Annotated in this window: 19 protein-coding genes, 1 tRNA gene and 2 pseudogenes; 12 read left to right on the top strand and 10 right to left on the bottom strand. The window is 38.9% G+C overall.

Annotation, left to right across the window (positions count from 1 at the left end; genetic code table 11):
• Nucleotides 1-593: 593 nt before the first annotated feature.
• From ACYQ3L_RS14000 to recR, 5 genes are all read right to left on the bottom strand, one after another.
• Nucleotides 594-1,160, bottom strand: coding sequence for a pentapeptide repeat-containing protein (locus tag ACYQ3L_RS14000; RefSeq protein WP_379994035.1), 567 nt, complete (start codon nucleotides 1,158-1,160; stop codon nucleotides 594-596).
• The gene (locus ACYQ3L_RS13995; protein WP_379994034.1) at nucleotides 1,157-1,720 is read right to left on the bottom strand and encodes an L-threonylcarbamoyladenylate synthase; all 564 of its coding nucleotides are present in this window, start codon (nucleotides 1,718-1,720) and stop codon (nucleotides 1,157-1,159) included. The genes ACYQ3L_RS14000 and ACYQ3L_RS13995 overlap by 4 nt, the downstream gene beginning before the upstream one ends.
• A gap of 14 nt (nucleotides 1,721-1,734) precedes the next feature.
• Nucleotides 1,735-2,262 carry a GNAT family N-acetyltransferase gene (locus tag ACYQ3L_RS13990; RefSeq protein ID WP_379994032.1) on the bottom strand — a complete coding sequence of 176 codons (528 nt, stop codon included), beginning with the start codon at nucleotides 2,260-2,262 and terminating at the stop codon, nucleotides 1,735-1,737.
• A gap of 91 nt (nucleotides 2,263-2,353) precedes the next feature.
• The gene (locus ACYQ3L_RS13985) at nucleotides 2,354-2,809 is read right to left on the bottom strand and encodes a BT0820 family HAD-type phosphatase (protein WP_379994031.1); all 456 of its coding nucleotides are present in this window, start codon (nucleotides 2,807-2,809) and stop codon (nucleotides 2,354-2,356) included.
• Between the two features lie 115 nt (nucleotides 2,810-2,924).
• On the bottom strand, nucleotides 2,925-3,548 hold the full coding sequence (recR, locus tag ACYQ3L_RS13980; protein WP_379994029.1) for a recombination mediator RecR: 624 nt from the start codon (nucleotides 3,546-3,548) through the stop codon (nucleotides 2,925-2,927).
• Between the two features lie 357 nt (nucleotides 3,549-3,905).
• Here recR and ACYQ3L_RS13975 point away from each other — a divergent pair, with 357 nt between their 5' ends.
• Both ACYQ3L_RS13975 and ACYQ3L_RS13970 read left to right on the top strand, forming a co-directional pair.
• A complete protein-coding gene (locus ACYQ3L_RS13975) occupies nucleotides 3,906-4,964 on the top strand; it encodes a CDP-glycerol glycerophosphotransferase family protein (protein WP_379994028.1) in 1,059 nt (352 codons plus the stop codon).
• Between the two features lie 525 nt (nucleotides 4,965-5,489).
• Nucleotides 5,490-6,770, top strand: a complete 1,281-nt coding sequence (locus tag ACYQ3L_RS13970) for a glycosyltransferase family 4 protein (protein WP_379994027.1) — start codon at nucleotides 5,490-5,492, stop codon at nucleotides 6,768-6,770.
• 93 nt (nucleotides 6,771-6,863) lie between these two features.
• Here the strand turns inward: ACYQ3L_RS13970 and aroC are convergent, their stop codons facing one another.
• Nucleotides 6,864-7,940 (bottom strand): chorismate synthase, encoded by a 1,077-nt coding sequence (aroC, locus tag ACYQ3L_RS13965; protein ID WP_379994026.1) that lies wholly within the window; start codon nucleotides 7,938-7,940, stop codon nucleotides 6,864-6,866.
• Nucleotides 7,941-8,235: 295 nt separating this feature from the next.
• Between aroC and ACYQ3L_RS13960 the strand changes: the two genes are divergently transcribed.
• Together ACYQ3L_RS13960 and ACYQ3L_RS13955 are read left to right on the top strand one after the other, a co-directional pair.
• The gene (locus ACYQ3L_RS13960; RefSeq protein WP_379994025.1) at nucleotides 8,236-9,720 is read left to right on the top strand and encodes a DUF3078 domain-containing protein; all 1,485 of its coding nucleotides are present in this window, start codon (nucleotides 8,236-8,238) and stop codon (nucleotides 9,718-9,720) included.
• A 124-nt stretch (nucleotides 9,721-9,844) separates the two neighbouring features.
• Nucleotides 9,845-9,916 (top strand) — tRNA-Met (locus ACYQ3L_RS13955).
• 72 nt (nucleotides 9,917-9,988) lie between these two features.
• Here the strand turns inward: ACYQ3L_RS13955 and ACYQ3L_RS13950 are convergent.
• Complete coding sequence (locus ACYQ3L_RS13950) at nucleotides 9,989-10,477, bottom strand: hypothetical protein (protein ID WP_379994024.1); 489 nt, start codon at nucleotides 10,475-10,477, stop codon at nucleotides 9,989-9,991.
• 200 nt (nucleotides 10,478-10,677) lie between these two features.
• On the opposite strand from ACYQ3L_RS13950, the gene ACYQ3L_RS13945 reads away from it, so the two are divergent.
• The gene (locus ACYQ3L_RS13945) at nucleotides 10,678-11,067 is read left to right on the top strand and encodes a DUF1398 domain-containing protein (protein WP_379994023.1); all 390 of its coding nucleotides are present in this window, start codon (nucleotides 10,678-10,680) and stop codon (nucleotides 11,065-11,067) included.
• 17 nt (nucleotides 11,068-11,084) lie between these two features.
• Here ACYQ3L_RS13945 and ACYQ3L_RS13940 read toward each other — a convergent pair whose 3' ends face one another.
• The gene (locus ACYQ3L_RS13940) at nucleotides 11,085-13,976 is read right to left on the bottom strand and encodes a PD-(D/E)XK nuclease family protein (RefSeq protein ID WP_379994022.1); all 2,892 of its coding nucleotides are present in this window, start codon (nucleotides 13,974-13,976) and stop codon (nucleotides 11,085-11,087) included.
• Nucleotides 13,977-14,742: 766 nt separating this feature from the next.
• On the opposite strand from ACYQ3L_RS13940, the gene ACYQ3L_RS13935 reads away from it, so the two are divergent.
• Nucleotides 14,743-15,000 (top strand): hypothetical protein, encoded by a 258-nt coding sequence (locus ACYQ3L_RS13935; protein ID WP_379994021.1) that lies wholly within the window; start codon nucleotides 14,743-14,745, stop codon nucleotides 14,998-15,000.
• Nucleotides 15,001-15,260: 260 nt separating this feature from the next.
• Nucleotides 15,261-15,422: pseudogene (locus tag ACYQ3L_RS13930) on the top strand (tyrosine-type recombinase/integrase); the annotation flags it as partial.
• 259 nt (nucleotides 15,423-15,681) lie between these two features.
• Here the strand turns inward: ACYQ3L_RS13930 and ACYQ3L_RS13925 are convergent.
• Nucleotides 15,682-16,446 (bottom strand): DeoR/GlpR family DNA-binding transcription regulator, encoded by a 765-nt coding sequence (locus ACYQ3L_RS13925; RefSeq protein WP_379994020.1) that lies wholly within the window; start codon nucleotides 16,444-16,446, stop codon nucleotides 15,682-15,684.
• Between the two features lie 451 nt (nucleotides 16,447-16,897).
• Here ACYQ3L_RS13925 and ACYQ3L_RS13920 point away from each other — a divergent pair, with 451 nt between their 5' ends.
• The 4 genes and pseudogenes from ACYQ3L_RS13920 to ACYQ3L_RS13905 form a co-directional block, all read left to right on the top strand.
• On the top strand, nucleotides 16,898-18,496 hold the full coding sequence (locus tag ACYQ3L_RS13920; RefSeq protein ID WP_379994019.1) for a glycerol-3-phosphate dehydrogenase/oxidase: 1,599 nt from the start codon (nucleotides 16,898-16,900) through the stop codon (nucleotides 18,494-18,496).
• 14 nt (nucleotides 18,497-18,510) lie between these two features.
• Nucleotides 18,511-19,998 (top strand): glycerol kinase GlpK, encoded by a 1,488-nt coding sequence (gene glpK / locus ACYQ3L_RS13915; protein ID WP_379994017.1) that lies wholly within the window; start codon nucleotides 18,511-18,513, stop codon nucleotides 19,996-19,998.
• A 30-nt stretch (nucleotides 19,999-20,028) separates the two neighbouring features.
• Complete coding sequence (locus ACYQ3L_RS13910; RefSeq protein ID WP_379994016.1) at nucleotides 20,029-20,724, top strand: MIP/aquaporin family protein; 696 nt, start codon at nucleotides 20,029-20,031, stop codon at nucleotides 20,722-20,724.
• A 100-nt stretch (nucleotides 20,725-20,824) separates the two neighbouring features.
• Nucleotides 20,825-21,141 (top strand): annotated as a pseudogene (locus tag ACYQ3L_RS13905) (FAD-dependent oxidoreductase); the annotation flags it as partial.
• A 37-nt stretch (nucleotides 21,142-21,178) separates the two neighbouring features.
• Here the strand turns inward: ACYQ3L_RS13905 and ACYQ3L_RS13900 are convergent.
• Nucleotides 21,179-21,529, bottom strand: coding sequence for a CocE/NonD family hydrolase (locus ACYQ3L_RS13900; protein WP_379994015.1), 351 nt, complete (start codon nucleotides 21,527-21,529; stop codon nucleotides 21,179-21,181).
• A gap of 319 nt (nucleotides 21,530-21,848) precedes the next feature.
• Between ACYQ3L_RS13900 and ACYQ3L_RS13895 the strand changes: the two genes are divergently transcribed.
• On the top strand, nucleotides 21,849-22,757 hold the full coding sequence (locus ACYQ3L_RS13895) for a glycerophosphodiester phosphodiesterase family protein (protein ID WP_379994014.1): 909 nt from the start codon (nucleotides 21,849-21,851) through the stop codon (nucleotides 22,755-22,757).
• The last annotated feature ends 34 nt before the right edge of the window (nucleotides 22,758-22,791 follow it).

Genomic DNA, 22,791 nt, shown 5'->3' with positions numbered 1-22,791 from the left:
CGCCGTCAATTTAATCTTTTTGAAGAAGTTTATCTATATATTAAGCCGATAGCCATTAGCTGTTAGCTGATAGCTCTTTGAAGTATTGAAGAAGCCCCCTAAATTGGCTCCGCCGAACGTTGTTTCCCCAAGGGGGACTTACAGAGAGGGAAAAAAGTAACAGATAAAAAATAGTGGGAAAAGTGTAACTTTTGTAACTTTTTGGATATAGTTACGAGTTTGCCTCGCCTTCGCTTCGGCGAATGTTATTTCTGCGCCCTTTGGGCAGTTACAAGATACGAGTAGACAAGATACGAGTTGTTAACTGTTTACTGTTTACTGTTTACTGTTAACTGTTAACTGAAATAAGTGTTACCTTTGTTACTTTTTAACTATATATAGTCAATATATGTAAATTAAATACTATGTAAACAGTAAAAAATATGTCAGATATGTCAGGTTTTAACCAAATACAGTTAATAAATGTAAATTATAGAATGAATCAGACTTTGCGCCCTGGCGTCTCTGTGTGAGAATACTGTTAACTGCTGCAAGCTATCAGTCTACTATATATAAACTTTTACAAAAAAATAATATTGTTCTTCTGCCTGCTGCTATTCAATTACAATATCAAACTGTCTGAGTAATCCGGCTAATCCGTCTTTCGAAAAGCGGGCTTTTTTCATTTGGTTTTGACTAAGGTCTATTGTATAATTAAAGGCGGTAGTAAAATTTACCTCTTGAATATTGGAATCGTAGAATATGGCTTCGTTCAGGTCGCAGTTGATAAATTTCGATTGTTTGAGATCTGCACCGGCGAAGTCCACACCTTTTAACGAGGAATCTTTGAAGCTTGTTTTAATCATTTTTCGTTTCTCGAATGAGCTGTAGTCCAGTATGCATTTATCAAAGCCAACCTGAAATATAAAGTCGTGGCAGTGGTTGAATTTCACGCCTAATATTTTACAATTACTAAACTCCACATTATTTAGTGTAGATTGGGCCAGATCAGCCATTGAAAAGTTACAAAAGGTAAAAGTACAGTCCGTAAAGCTGCAACCTGTAATTTTGGCATTGGAAAAATCACATTTCGAGAATATACACTGGTCGAATGTTTCTTTGCTTATGCCATCGCTGTAGGATACGCTTTCTAATAATTCATCTTCGTGTATACCCGTCATTCCCTGATTATTTTTACTTCACCCGATTTACCCAGCTTAATTATGCTCGAGGCCTTCGATCTGGAGATATCGTCCTGCCTGTATCGGACAATATAATCCACACCGTTTTTGATTTCATCGCTAATCTCGCCGAAGTTCGCCGGAGAGGGCTCCCCACTGATATTGGCGGATGTAGATACCAACGCTTTGCGAAAACGTTTACAAAGTTCCTGCGAAAAGTTCTCTTTGGTAATGCGGATAGCAAGGCTGCCGTCTTCCGCTATCAGGTTGGGCGCCACATTACGCGCATTATCATATATTATGGTAAGAGGCTTATCAGCCAGTTCGATAAGATCCCAGGCTATTTCGGGTACTCCGTCAATATAGAAATCCAGCTTAACCGGATTATCCAGCAATGTAATCAAAGCTTTACTATCAGTACGCTTTTTTAGCTCATATACTTTTCGCACAGCCTCTTCATTAGTTGCATCGCAGCCAATTCCCCATATAGTATCGGTTGGGTAAAGGATAAGACCTCCTGCAACCAGTACATCGAAGGCATTCTTTATATCTTCATTCATTGTAATTATTTGAATTACTTATTGTTAACCAATTGAGATAATTGCACATCTTCAAACTTATCTACTCTCTGTATCCAGTCTTTAAATATGCCGACTTCTTTATACCCCGCTTTTTCGAAAAGCCTGATACTGTTTGTATTGCTAACGGATATGTATGCATACAACTGATGAAGATACAGGAAGTTGAAAGCGTAATCGCCCATCAGGCTTAAAGCCTGTGAAGCGTACCCTTTCTGCCGGAAAGCCTCGTCTATCAGTATTCCGATACCGGCCCGGCGGTTGTGCGCGTCTATTTCATACAGGTCGATTGTTCCTATGGTTACTTTCTCATCCGTAAGGTCTATCATCAAGCGCAATTGCTTACTCTGAAAAATATCCATTTCCAGGGCGTCATTGATATACTGGCGCAGTATCAGCTTTGAATACGGAGCAAGAGTATTACCGTGAACCCACAATGCGGTGGAATTTTCCCAGCCATAGAGCTGGTCCAGATCTTCTGGTTCTACAGCTCTTAACGATATATATGAATTTTTCAGCACCATGATTCTTAATTATGAGTTATGAACGATGTATTATAAGTTGCAAGTTATGCCGGTCAATTCGTAACCCATAACTTACAACTCATCATTATTTTCAGTACCTGTTGTTTTCAAACATTTCCCCCAGACGGATAAAGAAGTTCTTCTTCCTGCGGCGGATGCGTTGGTTTTCGCCTGATGACATCATTATTCTTTCAAACGAAGTTTCCCCTCTTTCCATAGCCTTTATCGCATGATAGATGACCCCCCAGTCGGGTAACCCGCCCAGATTGCGGTCGTCGATAAACATATCGGCATTCAGCTTTCGGGATGAGGTGGTCACATCTTCGTCCGGATGATTCTTGTTCGCAGCGTAGAACTTCAGCCCCTTTTTTTCACAATAGCTTACTGCTTCCTGAAGCATATCACCGTCGCGCACTGTCCACATAAGAAGGATATGCCCTTCTTTTTGCAATTGGAGCAATGTCTCGATGGCAAACGGTATTGCCTTCCCTATTTTAGGATATTCATGTTCCACTATCGTTCCGTCAAAATCTACTGCGATTACCATATTTGATTTGTTACGAGTTTCAATGTATTGTTGTTAAGCATGATACAAATATAAGAATAAATTGCGGTTATGGGTTATAGGAAATTCTTCACTTCTCACTTTTTAATCTTCACTTTCACATCCTGTAAGATTCGTTGAATAGGGTCCGGTTCAGAATCGAACGTCCCAGTGTGACTTCGTCCGCATATTCTATTTCGTCACCGATCGAAATGCCTCTGGCAATCATAGATACTTTTACGTCGTATGGCGCAAGTTTCTTATAAATATAAAAGTTGGTAGTATCACCCTCCATTGTAGTACTCAACGCAAGGATTATCTCGTTGATACTTCCGTGTGACACACGCTTTACGAGACTTTCGATCTCAAGGTCGGCAGGTCCTATACCGTCTATGGGGGAAATAATACCGCCTAGTACATGATACTGCCCTTTAAACTGCATCGTATTTTCAATAGCCATTACTTCCTTTATGTTTTCCACCACACAGATAGTTGATGAATCCCGTGATTTGTCCAGGCAGATGGGACATACCTCCGCATCGCTTATATTATGGCATACCTTGCAGTATTTCACTTCATGCTTCAGGGCTATCAGCGACTGAGCAAAACTATCTACCAGCGTATCATCCTGCCTTAACAGGTGGAGGATAAGACGCAGGGCCGTTTTACGGCCTATACCCGGTAGCCGGGCAAATTCATTCACCGCATTTTCCAGCAGTACGGAAGGATATCTTTGATTCATAAATATTACTCAAAACAGAAGTTCAAAGATAGGAATATTTTTAGGAGTTTTCGCCTGCCGGTCAGTCGCAGTATAAAAAAGAAACCTCTTTTTGATTGCTTTAACAGTAAACAGTTAGCAGTAAACAGTAATACAGCCTTCTCAACTTATTACTCAAAACTTACGACTTGTTAATTCTATGGTATGCGTAATCGAATACCGCTTATATTTATTATGAGCAATACCAAAACACTATTGGCTTTCACCTGTAAAAAATAGCGAGAGCCAAAAGCTGTCAGTTAATTTCGTATCAAGGTTGTTCTCCCCTATCTTTTTTATACTTTTGTGCTCGAAATGATAAATTAATGCGCCGTATCTATGAAAAAATACTTGTTTTTTGTTTCCTTATCATATTCATATACCATCCTCCGGCCTTTGCAGGACGAGATATGGAGAAGAGGGGATGATGTAGCGTGGTATATAGAGGAGTCTGCTCCCGTGTACCTGAATGATAATGAGAAGCAATTGAAAACAATCAGGGAAGTCATGGAATACGATCCCATCGCGGTTTTCGTTCCGGGAGTACGGGTCTATGATTTTTTCCCGGGGCTGAAAGTAGAAGTTTTCCACGGACTATACTATAAACGGGGCGATTATGGAGACCATTACAAAATCCGGGGATTTTTCGATATTTATTGTACCACCAGTCCGATGTTTACTCCCCGCTTCAAAGAATTGGAGCAAAAATACGGATTCTTTAAAGTATATGAAACCGGTTGGTGCAAGTTTGACGGGTGGTTATCCTCTCCTGAAGATCAAACTTCGAATACAAAACCGACGATTATATTTGCACCCACTTTTACAAAGAATATGGAATCGGCCTCAGTCCTTTATGATAAGATAGAAGAGCTACTCAATAAAAAAGACTGGGTATGGCTGTTTTCTTTTCATCCGAAGATGGATGAAGAAACTGTTAGCCGTTACAGGAACCTGGCTCAACAGTACGACAATGCCACCTTTTGTGAGACAGAAGATAAAGCGGGCTTATTCCGGCAATCGGATGTTATGTTAAGCGATACCTCATCTGTCATTTATGAGTACCTCTGGTTCAACAAGCCTGCAGTGACATACAAAAACACTTTTCCTGCCAGCCATCTTATAAATATAGACAGTCCTGATCTCCTCGAGGAAGCATTGGAAAAAGCATTTGAGTGTCCGGCGGATCTAATGGAGAATATCCGGTTATTTATGGATCAGGTACATCCTTTTCGCGATGGCAAATCATCGGCTCGTATTCTCGATTCTGTCGACGACTTCATCGCTAATTATAAAGGTAAGATAAAGAAGAAACCTTTGAATCTGTATCGCAAATACAAACTTCGTAAGAAAGCCGGATACTTTCCTTTCGGCCCACGCTATAAAAAGCTATCAGAATAATCTGGCTGTCCAAGAAGGCGGTATCAGATCAGTAAGATGCGTTAAGGATTAATATAAGACATGTGCTTTTGCTCCATTTAGGACGATATATGGTTAAACTTAATTGTAATATAATCAGGGCAAACAGCATTTAATTCTTTTTGAAAAAGTTTATCTATATATTAAGCTGATAGCCTTTAGCTGTTAGCTGATAGCTCTTTGAAGTATTGAAGGAGCCCCCTAAATTGGCTCCGCCGAACGTTGTTTCCCCAAGGGGGACTTACAGAGAGGGAAAAAAGGAACAGATAAAAAATAGTGGGAAAAGTGTAACTTTTGTAACTTTTTGGATATAGTTACGAGTTTGCCTCGCCTTCGCTTCGGCGAATGTTATTTCTGCGCCCTACGGGCAGTTACAAATTACGGGCTGGCAGACAGTTTACTGTTTACTGTTAATTGAAACGTTGCCGATTTTCGTGCGTTTGCCGTATAATGTAACTCTCAGTAATATTTTTCCGTATATTTGTCTTTATAAAAAGCTATCCTTATATGCGTAAATATAAACATAGACTATCTGGCCTGACCGAAAATGATGTCTGGAGAGAACCCATTATTCCTTTCTATGGCAATATGGGACGACCGGAAACTATACAGGACTTAGAAAACAGGAAAGCATACATTAAAAAGATAAAAGAAATACGTGAAGATATAAAGCGCGGAAATCTGGCTGTAACCTCTGATGGGAAAATTATTGCGATAAAAGGCGAACCTGTGGAAATAACGTTCATTTTGCCATTTAAGCCGCGACGTCCGGCCGGAGGGTTCAGGGTGATGTATGAATATGCCAACCGCCTGGCAAAACGGGGTTTTAAAGTGCATCTTATATATCCGATAAGAACGCAATATATGAAGTACCGCCTTCCCTACTCCATACGTCGTATATTATCCAGAATAGAAGGTTTCAGAAAGGATATATGGTTCGATTTCGAGCCATCTGTTACCATGTCGTATGTTCTTCAGGTAGAAGATAAGTATATACCTGATGCCGATATTGTAATAGCCACATGGTGGTCTACAGTGCTGGAAATGGGACGCCTGAATACAAGTAAAGGCCGGAAGATAAACCTGATACAGGGTTTCGAAAACTGGGAAGGACACGAAGACTTGCTGTTTGCTTCTTATGATATGAAAGATACTGTAAATGTGGTTGTGGCATCGTATCTGAAAAATATTGTAAGTAAGTACACTAAAAACAGGATAGAACTTATTGAAAACGGAGTAGATAACACAAAATATTTTATAAGAGACAGGATTGAAAACAGAAATCCGGCATCTGTAGCGATGACTTATTCTATACAGGAAATTAAAGGTTCTAAATACGGGTTGGAAGCATTAATGCTCGTGAAAGAATCAATACCGGAACTACAGGTAGAATTGTTCGGCATTTCACCTTGCCCGGATGGCCTGCCGGAATGGATACGGTATTTCCGCGAACCTGACGATCTTTGTGGCCTTTATAACCGTAATGCTATTTTCATTTCCAATAGCTTCACGGAAGGCTTTGGGCTGGTGTCTGTCGAGTCCATGTTCTGTGGGTGCGCTCTGGTGTGCACCGATATAGAAGGTCATCAGGAATATGCCTTCGAGGGTAAGACAGCCTTACTTGTAGAAGTGAGGGATGTGAAGCAGATGGCCGAACGGATTATTTACCTGATAAGGAACAATGAATACCGTATAGCGATGGCGAAAAATGGCAATGAGTATGTCCAACGTTTCAGATGGGATAATGCGATAGAAAAGATGAGGAAGGTGATAGAAAATTTGTTATAAGAAAGCGGTATGCTCCCTGTTAAAAGCTATCGGAGTCCCTACCCGGCTAATATAAAAAGAAAAAACAACCGATAATTCGATTGCTTTTATTCCTTATAAAAAGGACTTATTTACCTGATTCAACAAATAATAATCCAGGATGGTCATCGCTGCCATAGCTTCCACAATAGGTACAGCCCGGGGAAGCACACAGGCATCATGACGCCCGCGAGCTTTAAGGTCAGTATGCTCACCCTCCTTGTTTATAGTTTCCTGATGCATCAGTATTGTAGCCACAGGCTTAAATGCCACCCGGAAATAGATATCCTGTCCGTTTGATATACCTCCCTGAATACCACCCGAATGATTTGTATGCGTTTTTACCTGTCCATTATCGTTATAGAATACATCATTAACTTCCGAACCACGATGATTTACATCGAAACCATCGCCATATTCAAACCCTTTTACAGCATTGATTCCAAGCATGGCACTACCTAATGCCGCATGCAATTTTCCGAAAACCGGTTCACCCAAGCCCACCGGAGTTCCTTTTACCACACAGGTTATAACGCCGCCGATCGTATCCCCTTTCGATTTAACTTCTTCTATCAGGGATATCATTCCGGCAGCCTTTTCCGGGTCGGGACAACGTACAGGTGTAGATTCTATCAATGACAGGTCATATTCATTATATGCTTTCTCAAGCTTGATGTATCCTACCTGTGACGTATAAGCCGTAACTTCAATATCAAGTTGTTTCAAAGCCAGCTTGGCCAATGCTCCGCCTACACAGCGGGCAATAGTTTCACGGGCAGACGAACGCCCCCCGCCACGATGGTCGCGGATACCATACTTTTGAGTATAGGTGTAATCGGCATGCGACGGGCGGTAAATATCTTTCAGGTTGTCATAGTCGGATGAATGTTGGTTGTTGTTACGAATAATAAAACCTATCGGGGTGCCTGTTGTCTTACCATCGTATATTCCCGATAAGAATTCTACTTCGTCGGATTCTTTTCGTGGTGTGGTTATTTTTGATTGTCCAGGACGCCGGCGATTCAGTTCATTTTGGATGAAATCCATATCCACCACGATTCCTGCCGGACATCCGTCTATAACTCCGCCAATAGCTGCACCATGCGATTCGCCATATGATGTGAGTCTGAAAATATTACCAAATGTATTCATTTTTGATTGTTTCTCTAATATGTTACAAATTTACATCAAAATATTCAAACAACATGCAAATCGATATGTTTCGTGTTATAATTACAATTTTTGATTATCTGTAAGACGTGGCTCATTTAATATAAATTAAAATGAAAATTAAGATTTAATTGCTAAATTTGCAATTTAGTAAATAGGCGGATGCATTTGTTTCCCTATTTCTATGAATAATAATTATTTATATAAATGAATAACAAATGGATCTGAAATCTCGGAAAGTAGTAGAATGTTCTTTTATAGAAAAAAGATAAATGAAATGAGAGTATTCAAGTTCTTTTTCAGTTTTATTATATTTTTTATCGTGTTCGTATCGGTAAGTGCCCAACATACAAATAATACGAGAGCCAATAAAGACAGCCTGTTAAATAAAATAACAGATATAGATACCAGATTAAAGGAAATTTCAACAAAAGATACAACCAAAGGTTTTTCAGCTCCTCTGAAAATAGATACGGCATATATTAATCAGCTACACGAAGCCAATTTACTACCGCTCCGCGACAGCAATGGTTTATTGATAGTAGAGCCTGACTGGACTCCTTTCGATAATTACACATCATTCAGGGATACGATTATTTTTGAGCCGGCTTTTTTACCCGTTGTATTTGATGGTAAGATACTATCTCCACAGTTGGATTTTATCCCAAAGGATACCACTTCTATTCAATCTGAACCCTTCTACCTGATATCACCTGATAGTACATTTGCCCCTATGCTCAAACGGGCGGAAGAAATAGAGGCTATGAGACGAAGATATTATATGAATAATCCGCAGCAGATAAGGTTGAATGCCATGACATTTAAGGATGGGTCGGTAATAAAAGAAAAGGTGGTGGAGCAAAGAAACCCGTGGAAAGAGCTTATTACAGCAGACAACCCGGTAGAATTCAGTACGCCCGGAATAGAAAAAATAAGAATTAAGCCTGTATATTGGCTCAAAAACGGTTCTCATAAGTTAGACCTGAGTCAAAATAGCTTTTCTGACAATTGGTCGGGAGAAAACAATTTTAATATATATAGTGAGCATAAAGTCAATTTAAATTACAAGAAGAATAAAGTGTATTTTAACAATTTGCTGGAATGGAGGCTAAGTATCCAGCAAATGAAGGCGGATACAGTGAATAAGGTGAATATCCTGGACGACTTGTTCAGGACATATAGTTCTTTTGGTGTAAATGCATTTAAAAACTGGTCCTATTCTTCGAATCTGGAAATGAAGACGCCTTTGTTTAACAGATATAATGTAAATGACGCGAATAAGGTAAGACAAAGAGCTTTTCTTTCCCCGTTTGAGCTGAACCTCGGGGTAGGTATGAGATATGCCAAAGAAATAGTTTCCAAAGCCGATAAATACAGGAAATTTAATATAACTGCGGATATCTCGGTATTGTCTCTTAACTACAAATATGTGAGGAGTGATAAGGTCAAAGCAACTTGGTTTGGCATAGATGAGGGAGACAAAGCAAAAACAGAATATGGTTCTACTTACAACCTGAATGTTAGCTATAGTCGCAACCGATATACCAATTTCACTTCCCGCCTGAAATATTTTACAAATTATGAGAGGGTTTATGTAGAATTTGAAAACTCTGTAAATTTCAAGCTTAACAGTTATTTCAGTACTTCCCTTTATTTGTACGTAAAATATGACGATAATATTCCATACGACAGAAAAGATACAAAGTGGGGATATTTTTCCTACTATCAGAGAGTCGGATTTGGTTTGTATTATAGTTGGTAAAAAATAGCTGCAGCTAATCTGTTTTTAATCAGCCAGTAGTGTAAATAGCAAAAGTTTTTTATTTATTAATGCCATTTTTATTTGGAGTGTTATAATAAAATGCATACTTTTGCACTCACAATATCGCGGGGTGGAGCAGTGGTAGCTCGCCAGGCTCATAACCTGGAGGTCATCGGTTCGAATCCGGTCTCCGCAACTAAAGGGAAAAGCAATCGGGAAATCGGTTGCTTTTTTGTTTTATATCGGTGGTTTAAGAAGTTTGATAAAACTAATATTCTGATATTTTTATTTTTTCTTTTAGTAGGCGATATAATTTTGCTGTTGATAAGGATATTGTAGTCCAATTACCAACGGAATTGTATTTACATATTTGAGTTGTATTACCTGCACTAAATCCAATAGAAATGTTGCCTACATAACATGTGGCAAATTGGTCTGTGTATACAGGATTGATCACAATATCATAAATATATAGAAATAATGAATCTTTCTCCTGTTGACTTATTTTAAAATATTCTTGTCCTCTGTTTATTGGCTTATACTCAGTATAAGACTCATTTATCTTCACTTCTTCGAAGTCACAAGTATCTCGTATACCATATTCTTCACATCTATCAATTATAATTGTTTGACTTCTTGATTCGATCCTCAAAGTTTCCCAATATATAGATGTATCTTCTTCCTTTATATGTTTGCTTGATTTACTACATGAAATGAATGTGCAAAGGAATATGAATATTATGATAAAGTTTTCCATGTTGTAATTTATAATTTATTAAATAGAGTGAAACTATGAATAAATTCCATAATCCTCTTCCAATCCTCAATAAAATCGTTCAACAATTCAACCTATCATTCAACTGATAATACGGTTAAAAATCTGGTTGTTTTTCTTCCAATAAAACTTTACACTCCAAATTATTGTTCTATCCATATCCAATCAATAAAACCGGATATATGTTTACATTAACCCAAATAAAGGAAGCTCATGCAAAAGTGAAAAGCGGGACTGATTTTCCGCAATATACCAAAGAGTTATTATCCCTTGGAGTTTTAAGATATACCATTTATGTGCGTGACGGGCATGCTGAATATATCGGAAAAGAAGATTATTCCATTGTATCGAATGCCGGGTATACCGATTTGCATATTTCTCCTGAAGCAGATAGCGATAATTTTAAATATCACCTAAAAGCCCATCAGCAAGGAAAAACCGATTACTTGACTTTTTGCAGGGATTCGGCAGAAACAGGAATAGACAAATGGACAGTAGACATACTTGCTAAAACCTGTACTTATTATGATAAATCGGGAAACTCTGTCCTGGAAGAGAAAATACCAATATAAAAGGAGCACTTATAATCCTATTTCTTGCATATATTCGTAAATATACACCATTTACAAGCCTCACCTGTCGGTGTCTGGCTAAACGGTACCTGCGGATCGAATATTTCTTCGAGGCAAGCATCAAAATATTCTGTAAACTCCGCCCTGTATTCCGAAAAGTCCGTAATACGCCCGTCTCCCCTGCCCGATTTACTGATTACATCAGGATCGAACTTGGTATCGAAAAGATTTCGTAAGTAATAAATGCCCGGCTCCAGTATCTTGTCCGGATGGTCGAGCAGATATAGATGCGAATACATAAAGACCTGCATTACAGCTTTAGGGCGGTCTTTCATTTCCTTATCGAACAAATCCTCCATTTTCTTATAGCGCAGCACTCCTTTTCCTGTCTTATAGTCGATAATACGGGTATGACCTTTTACCTCGTCCACACGGTCGATAATACCTTTCAGCGAAACTACCTTACCAGAGGGCAAAAGATAGTCTTTCCTTATGCGTTCCTCAGAGTCGATATAGATAAATGGCGTAAGCTTGGCATCTGTAGCCAGTACCTGCCTGATATATTTGCGTAAAACTTCTCCTGTCAGGTAGTTCTGACCTGTCAGCCGTTTTACTTTCTCGCTCTTAAAATAGTTCCCGGCAAACGACCGTTCTATCATTTCCGTCAGCAATTTATTGTTTTTGCTGATGTTGTGAAGTAAATCGGCTGTTACCATTTTACTTTTAAACGGCTCGTACAACCATTCCATTATAGAGTGAAATATGGTACCGAATGTACTGGCTTCGACCGTTTCCGCTATCTCGTCCTCTTCCTCCATATTTTCCACTACAGAAAAATAGAATTGTAACGGGCAATTCAGGTATGTGTTGATAGAGCTGGCTGATAATCGTTTATCCCCGCCTTGCAGGAAGACATTCATCTTTTCCATTATCTGGGGCGTTTTCTGTATGGAAATAGCAAGGCTTTCGGTAGACGATACTTTATATACAGCGAGTTTCTCGCGGATATCGAATGAGTCGTTATATAAATGCTTTATCTGGTTATAGTAGCGGCTGACTTCGCCTGTCTGCAAGCCTTCGGTACGGGTATCGTAAAGCAGATAAATACGCTTTGCCCGGTTGATCATCCTGTAAAAGTGATAGGAAAAGATACTGTCCTGATGCTCGTATGTAGGCAGGTCAAAACCTTTACGCAAATTATATGGAATGAACGAACTGGCTGCTTTCTTCAATGGAAATATACCTTCATTCATCGACAGGATAATAAGGTTGTCGAAATCGAGGGCACGTGTTTCCAATACGCCCATTATCTGCAATCCCGACAGGGGTTCCCCCCTGAAAGGAACGCTAATGCCGGCTATCAGCCTTCGCAACAGTTTGAAGTAAGTATCTACCGACATTTCGGGCGAAACGTTTTTAAGAGCTTCGTCCATCTTGTTTATCGTTTTATAATACTCTACAATAAACTCGCATTCTATGTCGATGGAACGTGTATTTATATCCTCTTCTTTTCCTTCGTTTTTCTCATTCACGGATAATGTCCTGTTTAATGCCGACAGTACCGACTGTAAATAACCGGGTATATCCTGCCAGTTGAACACCGGCCTGAAAATGAGCTGAAATAAGGAATGACCCTGTAAGTCCTGAGATGAAACCGTTGTTTTATTATATTGGATAATATTTGTCCGTAACGCTTTGGCTTCGTCACTTGCCACATTGGTTATATAACGATGATTGAGTATCGCCAGTACCGGCTTGTAATAAAAGCCTGTATAATTTTCCGACCTGCGTATATTACGCTGCAATTCAAACACATGCTCCATCAATCCCGAAATAGAACTATTACCGAGGTTGTAGCCCATTGTTACATTGATCTTATCTATTTCTCCGGGGATGGAATATAATGCCGGAAGCAACAGGTTTTCGTCAGGCAACACCAAAGCTGTGTTCATAGCTTGAGTAGACGAAGTGATCTTTTTTTCATCCATCAGTGACCTGATGATGGAATGTACGTATTTAGCCTGCCCTACAGCCGATGGAATGCCTATCACCTCAACTACGGGCAGATCCATGCTTAATTCTTCGGACTCTAAAGTCAGCTGTGTAGGGAAAAGCATCTTATTCCTGTCTATAAAGAATGAGGCTTTGTTTTGCGGGTCACGGACCAAAGGGGAGGAATAGTCCCAGTAGAAATCGGCAATTTTACCTTTATGCAAATACTTCAAAAGTGTTTCTTCCGATTTACTATGCCCGTTCAGTCCGACAAAAATCACTTTTTCGAAGGGTAGCTTATAATCTGTATCATTCGCTAAACGTTCGGTCACATCACGGAAAATCATTCCTTCATAGGCCATTCCCCTGCTATGGAGCTGCTCGCGCAAAGAGGTGTACAATTGGAAAAGTACCTCCCACATCTCCAAAAAGTCCTTTTTCTTATCATTCTCCCCGATTGGCAGAAAGTTCGACCAAAAGCGGCGGATAGCTTCTATCTGGCTTTCGGTAAGATAATCGAATCCGGCATCAATCTCTTTCAGGTCATGTATATTACGAAATAGTTGCTGTGCGTCTACCAGATATTTATCTACATCGTCGAAGTCATTCAACAGCATTTCACCCCAATAGAGGAATTCATCGAAAGTCTCGGTAGAGGAGCTTACCCGTATATAAATATCATATAATAAGAAAAGCATCTCGATCCGGTCGGCTTTTTTATACGGACTCAGTTTTTCGAAAAGATCCGTAACGGTCAGGATTTCGGGCGAAAAAATCGGACGCCCTGCAATTTGGGACAAATAGTGCTGAAAAAATATCCCTGCCCTGCGGTTAGGAAATACAAACGTATAACGGCTTATCTCCTGCCCGTAAGATTTGTAATATGCCTGCGCTACATTGTATAGAAATGGAATCATTTAATCGACACTGTTTTTATGTATGATACAAAGGTAAAATTAATGTGCTAATTATCTAATATGCCGGTGTGCCAATTAAATTAGCAAATACGAAAATTAGCAGTTGTAACTATAGGCCGAATATATATTTATTAACCATATAATGTTAAAACCTGACACATCTGACAGTTTTTTCATTGTTTTCATCTTGTTATTTTTGCATCCGTTAACTATATATAGTTAAAAGGTAACAAAGGTAACACTTATTTCAGTTAACAGTAAACAGTAAACAGTCAGCAGTTAACAACTCGTATCTCGTATCTTGTCTACTCATAATTTGTAACTGCCCGTAGGGCGCAGAAATAACATTCGCCGAAGCGAAGGCGAGGCAAACTCGTAACTATATCCAAAAAGTTACAAAAGTTACACTTTTCCCACTATTTTTTATCTGTTACTTTTTTCCCTCTCTGTAAGTCCCCCTTGGGGAAACAACGTTCGGCGGAGCCAATTTAGGGGGCTCCTTCAATACTTCAAAGAGCTATCAGCTAACAGCTAAAGGCTATCAGCTCTAACTATATAGATAATTATTTTCAAGTCTGTTGACAAATTCCTTAGCAGTTGCCAGAGAACTTTAACAATAAATCCTTTATAATTCCGTTTTTAACTTAATTGAAAAAACAACCGGCCTATCGGTTTTTAGTGTAATTTTGTATCTGAAAAAGTTTCGGTGAACTTATATCCGTTAATGGTTGTTTATCAAGTAAAATAAATACAAACTATATCGATTATGAAAAAATTCCTTTTCGTTTTATTTACAGCGGCAATGCTTACAGCATGCGGGACTGCTTACAACACTCAGCTCAAACAAGTCCAGTTGGGCATGACCCCTCAGCAAATTGTGACATTGATGGGCGATAAATACACTGTGGTTGAACAGAAAGATAATAACAACCAGACTATCATGTACAAAGACAAATTCAAAAATGAATGGTATTTCCAGTTTGTAGACGGAAGCCTGTATAAATGGTATAAAGAAAAAGAGTAAACAAAGAAGATTAGTTTATATAAAAGGAACCGGTTTTTATCGGTTCTTTTTTATTTATAAACAAGGCAAATGAAATTTAATCTTTTCGAAAAAGTTTATCTATATATTAGATGAAGCTTTAAAATTCCTGCCGGAGAGGGGGACTGCTATGGGAGAAGATATTATCTACCCATTGTCTTCCAGCGGCTTTACGAACCAGGCCCTTAAAAGCTGGGTATTGGCGACAGGGATAAAGAAGCACGTGACATTCCACGCGGGTAAGGCACACAAACGCCACCCTTTTGCTGTCCCTGGATGTACCTATCGAGACAGTAAGTAAATTATTGGGACATGCCGATATGAAGACGACACAGATATATGCCAAAGTCATAGATAAGAATAAGCGTGAAGCAGTTGGTAAGCTGGACGGGCTGACAGATTAGGGAACAGGGCTTTCCCTTCGATTGAGCAGCAGGATGTCTGCCTTCCGTAGTTGTTGCTTCCTGTATTTAGATGGGTATAATACCCTTCCCCAATTTTTTGGGGGCCTAAGTTTTCGTAATATTCATTCAATGTATCGCAGTCAATTCTACCAAAGTTCAATTAAAAGTGAACGATTATACCTAATAAAGATACGAAATAGCAGCGGATTAATAAAATTTAATAACATCATATTGATAACCAGTGCATAATATATTATTCTTATACAAGAGTAACTTCTATATTACGCTCGCGAATAGCATCTATAATATGAGACGGAGCATTTCTGTCGGTAATAATATGATGAACTTTATCAAAATCGCAAATCTTACAGAAACCTCTTTTTCCAAATTTAGACGAATCTGTCATAATTATTATCTTTTGGGAAGCGTCAATCATTTGTTGATTGATACGAGCCTCGCTCATATCGCTCGTAGTCAATCCATAATCAAGATCAATTCCATCTACCCCCAGAAACAACTTATTGCAAGAAAGACTTTCCAATATATTCTGTGCATAAAACCCTATCACAGACACAGAATTCTTGCGCATAATACCACCTAATTGAATCACCTCTATATTAGTATTATAGCATAGAGCCAAGGACACCTTAACCGAGGATGTAATAACTGTGATATTTTCATTTACATTTATTTCGTTAGCAAATGCAAGAAGAGTAGTACCCGATGCTATAATAATCTTATCATTTGCTTCTAAAAGCCCATTTGCAGCTTTCGCTATCTGAGCTTTCTCTTCCATATACATTTTTTCTTTTATATCTATATGCTTATCAGAAATTATCGAGCTCAGGCTACTCGCACTTCCATGATTGCGATACAATAGCTTTTTACTTTCCAGATACTTTAAATCTTTACGAATTGTAACTTCCGAAACCTGCATTAGCTCGCTAAGTTCCTGTACTTTTACATACCCGTCTTTCTTTAACTGCTCTAATATTAATTTATGCCGTTTTGCGATATTTCCCATACGATAATTAATCCGTAATTATAATGAATTATACAGATACTCTTGTTTTATATATTAATTTCTATTTAACAACATTTCTATCTTTCGAGGATAAAGATACATTTTTTTTAATCAACCACTAGAAATGATACAAAAGAATTACTCTTCGAAACAACTAAAAAAGCATTAATAAAACATTCAACTATCTAAAAACTTCTTTTATCACGATTTAGGAACAAAACACGTAAACACTAAACAGCTTACATATATCAGCTCTATGTTTCCACCTTTAAATATAAAAACAATCAAAAAATCATAAACGAAACAACTTTATTTCGTTTAACTTCATATTAAATAAAAAACCATTCGAAAAACAGCAATAAAGTTGTTGATAATATCAAATAAGTTTCGATTTTGTTTTTTTATTTCATATCACTAATTATCTTTGTATATATATAAAAAACCCAATAAGATGAAAAGAGATAATCATATAAAGCAAATAGCAAACCCTTCTATCGTATGGGATATAGCAATAGTAGGAGGGGGAGCTACAGGACTTGGTGCAGCAGTCGACGCCGCTTCCCGGGGCTTCAAAGTTGTACTTTTAGAACAAGCGGACTTCACGAAAGCCACTTCTAGCCGCAGCACAAAGCTTGTCCATGGTGGGGTGCGTTATTTGGCACAAGGAGGTGTAGGGCTGGTCATAGAGGCTCTTCGTGAAAGAGGCTTGATGAGAAAGAATGCACCACATTTAGTAAAAGACCAACGCTTCATAATAGGTAATTACAAGTGGTGGGAAAAACCATTCTATACAATAGGGCTTACTATATATGACATCCTTGCCGGAAAACGCGGTTTGGGCAGATCCCTACCTATGAGCAAAAAGTCGGTAATAAAAGAAATTCCTCAAATCGAAGGAAACAAGCTAAGAGGCGGAGTAGTGTATCATGATGGCCAGTTCGACGACTCCCGTATGGCTATAAATCTTTTGCAAACAGCGGCAGAACAAGGAGCCACTCTCGCCAACTATGTCAAAGTAACCAACCTTACAAAAAACGATAAAGGCGACATATCCGGTGTAACTGTTTTCGACGAGATAGGAAAAGAAAACTATACTCTGAAAGCAAAAGTCGTTATTAACGCTACCGGTATATTTGTGGACGACCTCATGAAGATGGATTCTGCCGAAAAAGACAATATCGTCCGCCCAAGCCAGGGAGTTCATCTTGTTGTCGACAATTCTTTTCTGGGGGGAGATACAGCTATAATGATACCTAAGACAAGCGATGGGCGAGTAATGTTTGGCGTTCCATGGCACGGAAAAGTAGTATTAGGAACCACAGATACTCCCTTAAAAGAGTTCGTACTTGAACCACAGGCTTTGAAAGAAGAGATTGAATTTATACTAAAAACCGCAGGACAGTATCTTGCCAAACAACCAAAACGAGAAGACATCCTTTCTGTTTTCGCCGGCTTAAGACCTTTAGCCGCACCTAAAAAAGGTGCAGACGGACAAAAGACAAAAGAAATATCTCGCAGTCACAAAGTAGTTATATCAGAAAGTGGGCTTATCACCATCACCGGAGGAAAATGGACTACATACCGGGATATGGCAGAAGACGTAGTAAACAAAGCCATTGAAATAGGAAATCTTTCAAAAAAAGAATGCAAAACCAGACTATTGCGTATACATGGTTACAAAGAAAATGTTGACAGATCCAATTTTAACTACGTATACGGAAGTGATTTCGAAAAAATTAAAAAGCTGGAACAAGACCTGCCGCAATTAGCAGAAAAACTGCATGAAAGATGTGACTACACAGCCTCGGAAGTAGTATGGGCTGTACGAGAAGAAATGGCTCTAACTGTAGAGGATGTATTAGCAAGAAGGCTCAGGGCTCTATTCCTCGATGCAAGAGCAGCGATTGACATGACACCAAAAGTAGCAGCAATAATGGCCAAAGAAATGGGAAAAAGCGAAGAATGGGAAAAGGAACAAACAGAAGGATTTATCACTCTTGCTCAGAACTATTTGCTTGTACCTTATAAACCTCAACAACAAAACAACTAAAACCTATCACAACCATGGAACAGTATATTTTATCATTTGATGCAGGAACTACAAGCTCCAGAGCCATTGTTTTTAACAAAAAAGGAGAGATATGCTCTGTTGCCCAAAAGGAGTTTACTCAGATATTTCCCCAAAGTGGGTGGGTAGAGCACAATCCTCACGAAATATGGTCTTCTCAAGCAGCAGTAGCCGCCGAGGCCATCACAAAAATAAACATCAATGGGAAAAATATAGCTGCCATCGGTATAACTAACCAACGAGAAACAACCATCGTTTGGGATAGGAACACGGGAGAGCCCATTTATAATGCCATCGTATGGCAAGACAGACGAACCTCCGACTATTGCGACAAGCTAAAAAACGAAGGACTGCTTCCCTACATAAAAGAAAGAACCGGACTCATTATTGATGCATATTTTAGTGCAACCAAGATAAAATGGATATTGGACAATGTAGAGGGAGCCAGAGCCAAAGCAGAGAAATGCGAGTTAGCATTCGGGACAGTAGATTCTTGGATTATCTGGCAACTCACAAGAGGAGAGGTACATGCTACAGATGTCTCAAATGCTTCGCGAACAATGCTCTTCAACATAAGTACACTTGAGTGGGACGAAGATTTGCTGAAGCTATTCGACATCCCTCGAAACATGTTACCAAAAGTATGTGATTCAAGCGAAATATATGGACACACCAAAACAACAATATTTGCATCGAAAGTTCCGATTGCAGGAATTGCAGGCGACCAGCAGGCAGCTCTTTTCGGACAAATGTGTGTAGAACCGGGTATGGTAAAAAACACCTATGGAACTGGTTGTTTCATTCTAATGAATACAGGAGAGCAGCCTGTATTTTCTAAAAACAATCTGATAACAACTATAGGCTGGCGGTTAGATAGAAAAACAACCTATGCCTTGGAAGGCAGTATCTTCGTGGGAGGAGCTATAGTACAGTGGCTCAGAGACGGGTTGAAAATTATAAACTCTTCTTCCGAAATAGAACAACTTGCAATGCAGGTACCAGATAGTGGCGATGTATATTTTATTCCGGCACTCACAGGATTAGGAGCTCCATATTGGGATCAGTATGCACGCGGAACTATTGTCGGTATATCCAGAGGCACAACTTCTGCGCATATAGCCCGGGCTGCACTGGAAGGCATAGCCTACCAAACTATGGACGTTATCAATGCTATGATCCTTGATGCCGGAGTAGGACTAAAAGAACTGAGAGTAGACGGTGGTGCAGCTAATAATAATCTATTGATGCAGTTTCAGTCCAATGTATTAGGACAATCTGTGATACGCCCTCAAACAACAGAAACCACAGCACTAGGAGCTGCATACCTGGCAGGTCTGGCTGTCGGATACTGGGCAGATGTAAATGAAATAAAACAGCAATGGCACATCGAAACACAATTTACCCCAGACAAAGCAGTAGATATGCAATTGGCAAAAAGAAAATGGGCAGATGCCGTTTATCGCTCACGATCATGGGCAAAATAAAGGATTCACAAATTAACCAACACTAATATTATGGGACAAGATATTTTATTCGAATTCATTGGAACAGCTATTCTTATACTCTTTGGAGCCGGCGTATGCGCCAATGTGTCTCTAAAAAAAACACTAGGAAACAATTCGGGATGGGTAGTCATAGCATTCGGATGGGGACTGGCTGTTTTTGTGGCTGCCTACATATCCTCACCTTATTCAGGTGGACACCTCAATCCTGCCCTGACTATAGGTTTAGCCGTAGCCGGAAAATTTAAAGGAAGTATATTAGGTTATATTATAGCACAAATGCTTGGAGCTATAGTTGGAGCGTGTTTAATTTATCTCATGTACAAACCTCACTTCGATGAAGAAGAAAACCCGAACGCGAAACTAGGAGTATTTTGTACTGCTCCTGCCATAAAATCTCTCATTTCTAATTTAGCAAGTGAAATAATAGGAACATTCATTTTAGTTTTTGGCGTATTGATGGCTGCCGGGGCTGAAATAGCAGGCCCTTTACCCGTGGCTTTACTTATCGTCGCCATCGGTATGTCGCTAGGAGGAACAACAGGATATGCTATAAACCCCGCCCGAGACTTGGGTCCAAGAATAGCGCATGCCATATTACCCATCAAAGGCAAAAGAGACAGCAACTGGGGATACGCATGGCTTCCCGTCATAGCTCCTATTTGCGGAAGTGTGTTAGCAGCACTTTTATATATCCTTATTTTTTAACCAAACAAAAGAAAAACAACACAAAAGGTTCATTTTTATTTCGGTATATTTCGAAATGTTCGTTATTTTGCATCATAATACATTTATTAAAATAAGCAGTATGGGATTAACAAACCTTTCAGATCCATTTGACGTAATTATTATTATCGGTGGAGGAGCTACAGGAGCCGGTGTTGCCTGTGATTGCTCCCGAAGGGGATTCACACACTATTAATAGAACGATATGATATAGCCCCCGGAGCTACCAGACGTAATCATGGGCTATTGCATAGTGGAGCCCGTTATGCAGTTACAGATATGGAATCTGCCGAAGAGTGTATTAAAGAAAATATGATTCTGAAAAGAATAGCCAGCTATTGTATAGAAGAAACAGACGGACTATTCCTAACATTGCCCGAAGACGATATAAATTATCAGCCCAAATTAAATCCGGGGTAAGATACACCAAAAACACCTACACGACCATTATTATTAGATATATTTTCACAAGCCATTCGACAGTATCGTATGCATCACTAGCCTCATCTATATCTCTATTATTTTGTTTTTGAGCAATAAAAGGCCGAACATTTTCAAATTCTCCTTCACTCTTCCATTCACCCCTCACATCTTGAACAACATAAATGTATTCTTCTTTCAGATATTCATATAGATAACTATCCCACAAAGCCTCCTTAAAAAATGGAACTCCATAAGGCTTACATGAATAAGGAGTGCGGGTTAGAAGAAACGGATGCTTCTCTCCTCTATCCACAGGAGCATACACAGCAGTGTATAAATGAACTCCATCCCTCATCGGAATCATATATTCACTTTTTACAAAATTAACCCTAACCCATGTTTCTTGAGATATTTAAGCCCAAAGCAACATAGGCAATATAAAAAGTATATTCAACACGGACAGCTTCAAATTCATAACATTAGATATTTTCATACAAAATAACAAACATTTAACCGAAAAGCAAAATAAACAACCATACCAAAGGGTATTCTTAATACATTTGAAATATAATTCATTTAATTCGAAATATTTATGTTTTGATTTGAAATTTTATTATTTTTACAGGTAATTATATAGAAAAGACATTTTGAATCATATCAGATTAAACACCAAAGCAAATAACATGAAGAAGATATTTCTAGCTGCAGCCTGTTCTGCACTTCTTTTAGGCTGCAAAACAAGGGAAAATATAGCGAACAGCACCAAGCCCCAATCGATCTTCGACACAGAGGCTCACAGAGGAGGAAGAGGTCTTATGCCTGAAAACACAATACCTGCCATGATAGACGCTATAGACAGAGATGTCGTAACACTAGAGCTCGACCTTCAAATATCTAAAGACAAAAAAGTAATCGTATCACATGATCCATACTTCAACGACAAAATAACAACCACCCCTGAAGGTAAATTCTTAACAGCCTCGGAAGCAAAGAAACGGCTCTTATACACCATGACATACGACAGCATACGAAAATATGATGTCGGTGTAAAAAACAACCCTGATTTTCCTCAAAAGAAAAGCATTGCTGCATCTAAACCTTTACTTTCAGACCTAATAATAGCTTCGGAAGAGCACGCTCGTAGAAAAGGAAAATCAATGCTTTACAACATAGAGATAAAATCATCTCAAAAAGGAGATTACATCAACCATCCGCCTGTGGAAGAATTTGTAAACCTCGCCATAAAAACAATTACAGACAATGGTATCCGAAACAGAACAGTTGTACAATCTTTCGACATGAGAGCCCTACAGATTATACACAATAAATATCCGGACATAAAGACTTCTTTGCTTGTCAGCAAGAAGGATAAGGAAAGCGTAAAACAACAATTTAAGACACTAGGCTTCATTCCTCATACTTACAGCCCGGAATACACAATGGTCACCGATGAAATGATTCAGTATTGCCATTCAATAAATGTAAAAGTTTTGCCATGGACAGTAAATACAATTAGCGAAATTAAACAATTGAAGGACATGGGTGTTGACGGAATCATCTCAGACTATCCAAACTTATTCAAGGAATTATAATATAAAAAAGAAATCATTTATTAAAAATAACACT

It is taken from the genome of Dysgonomonas termitidis (genome assembly GCF_054657735.1).
This window is presented reverse-complemented; position numbering and strand designations above follow the sequence as displayed.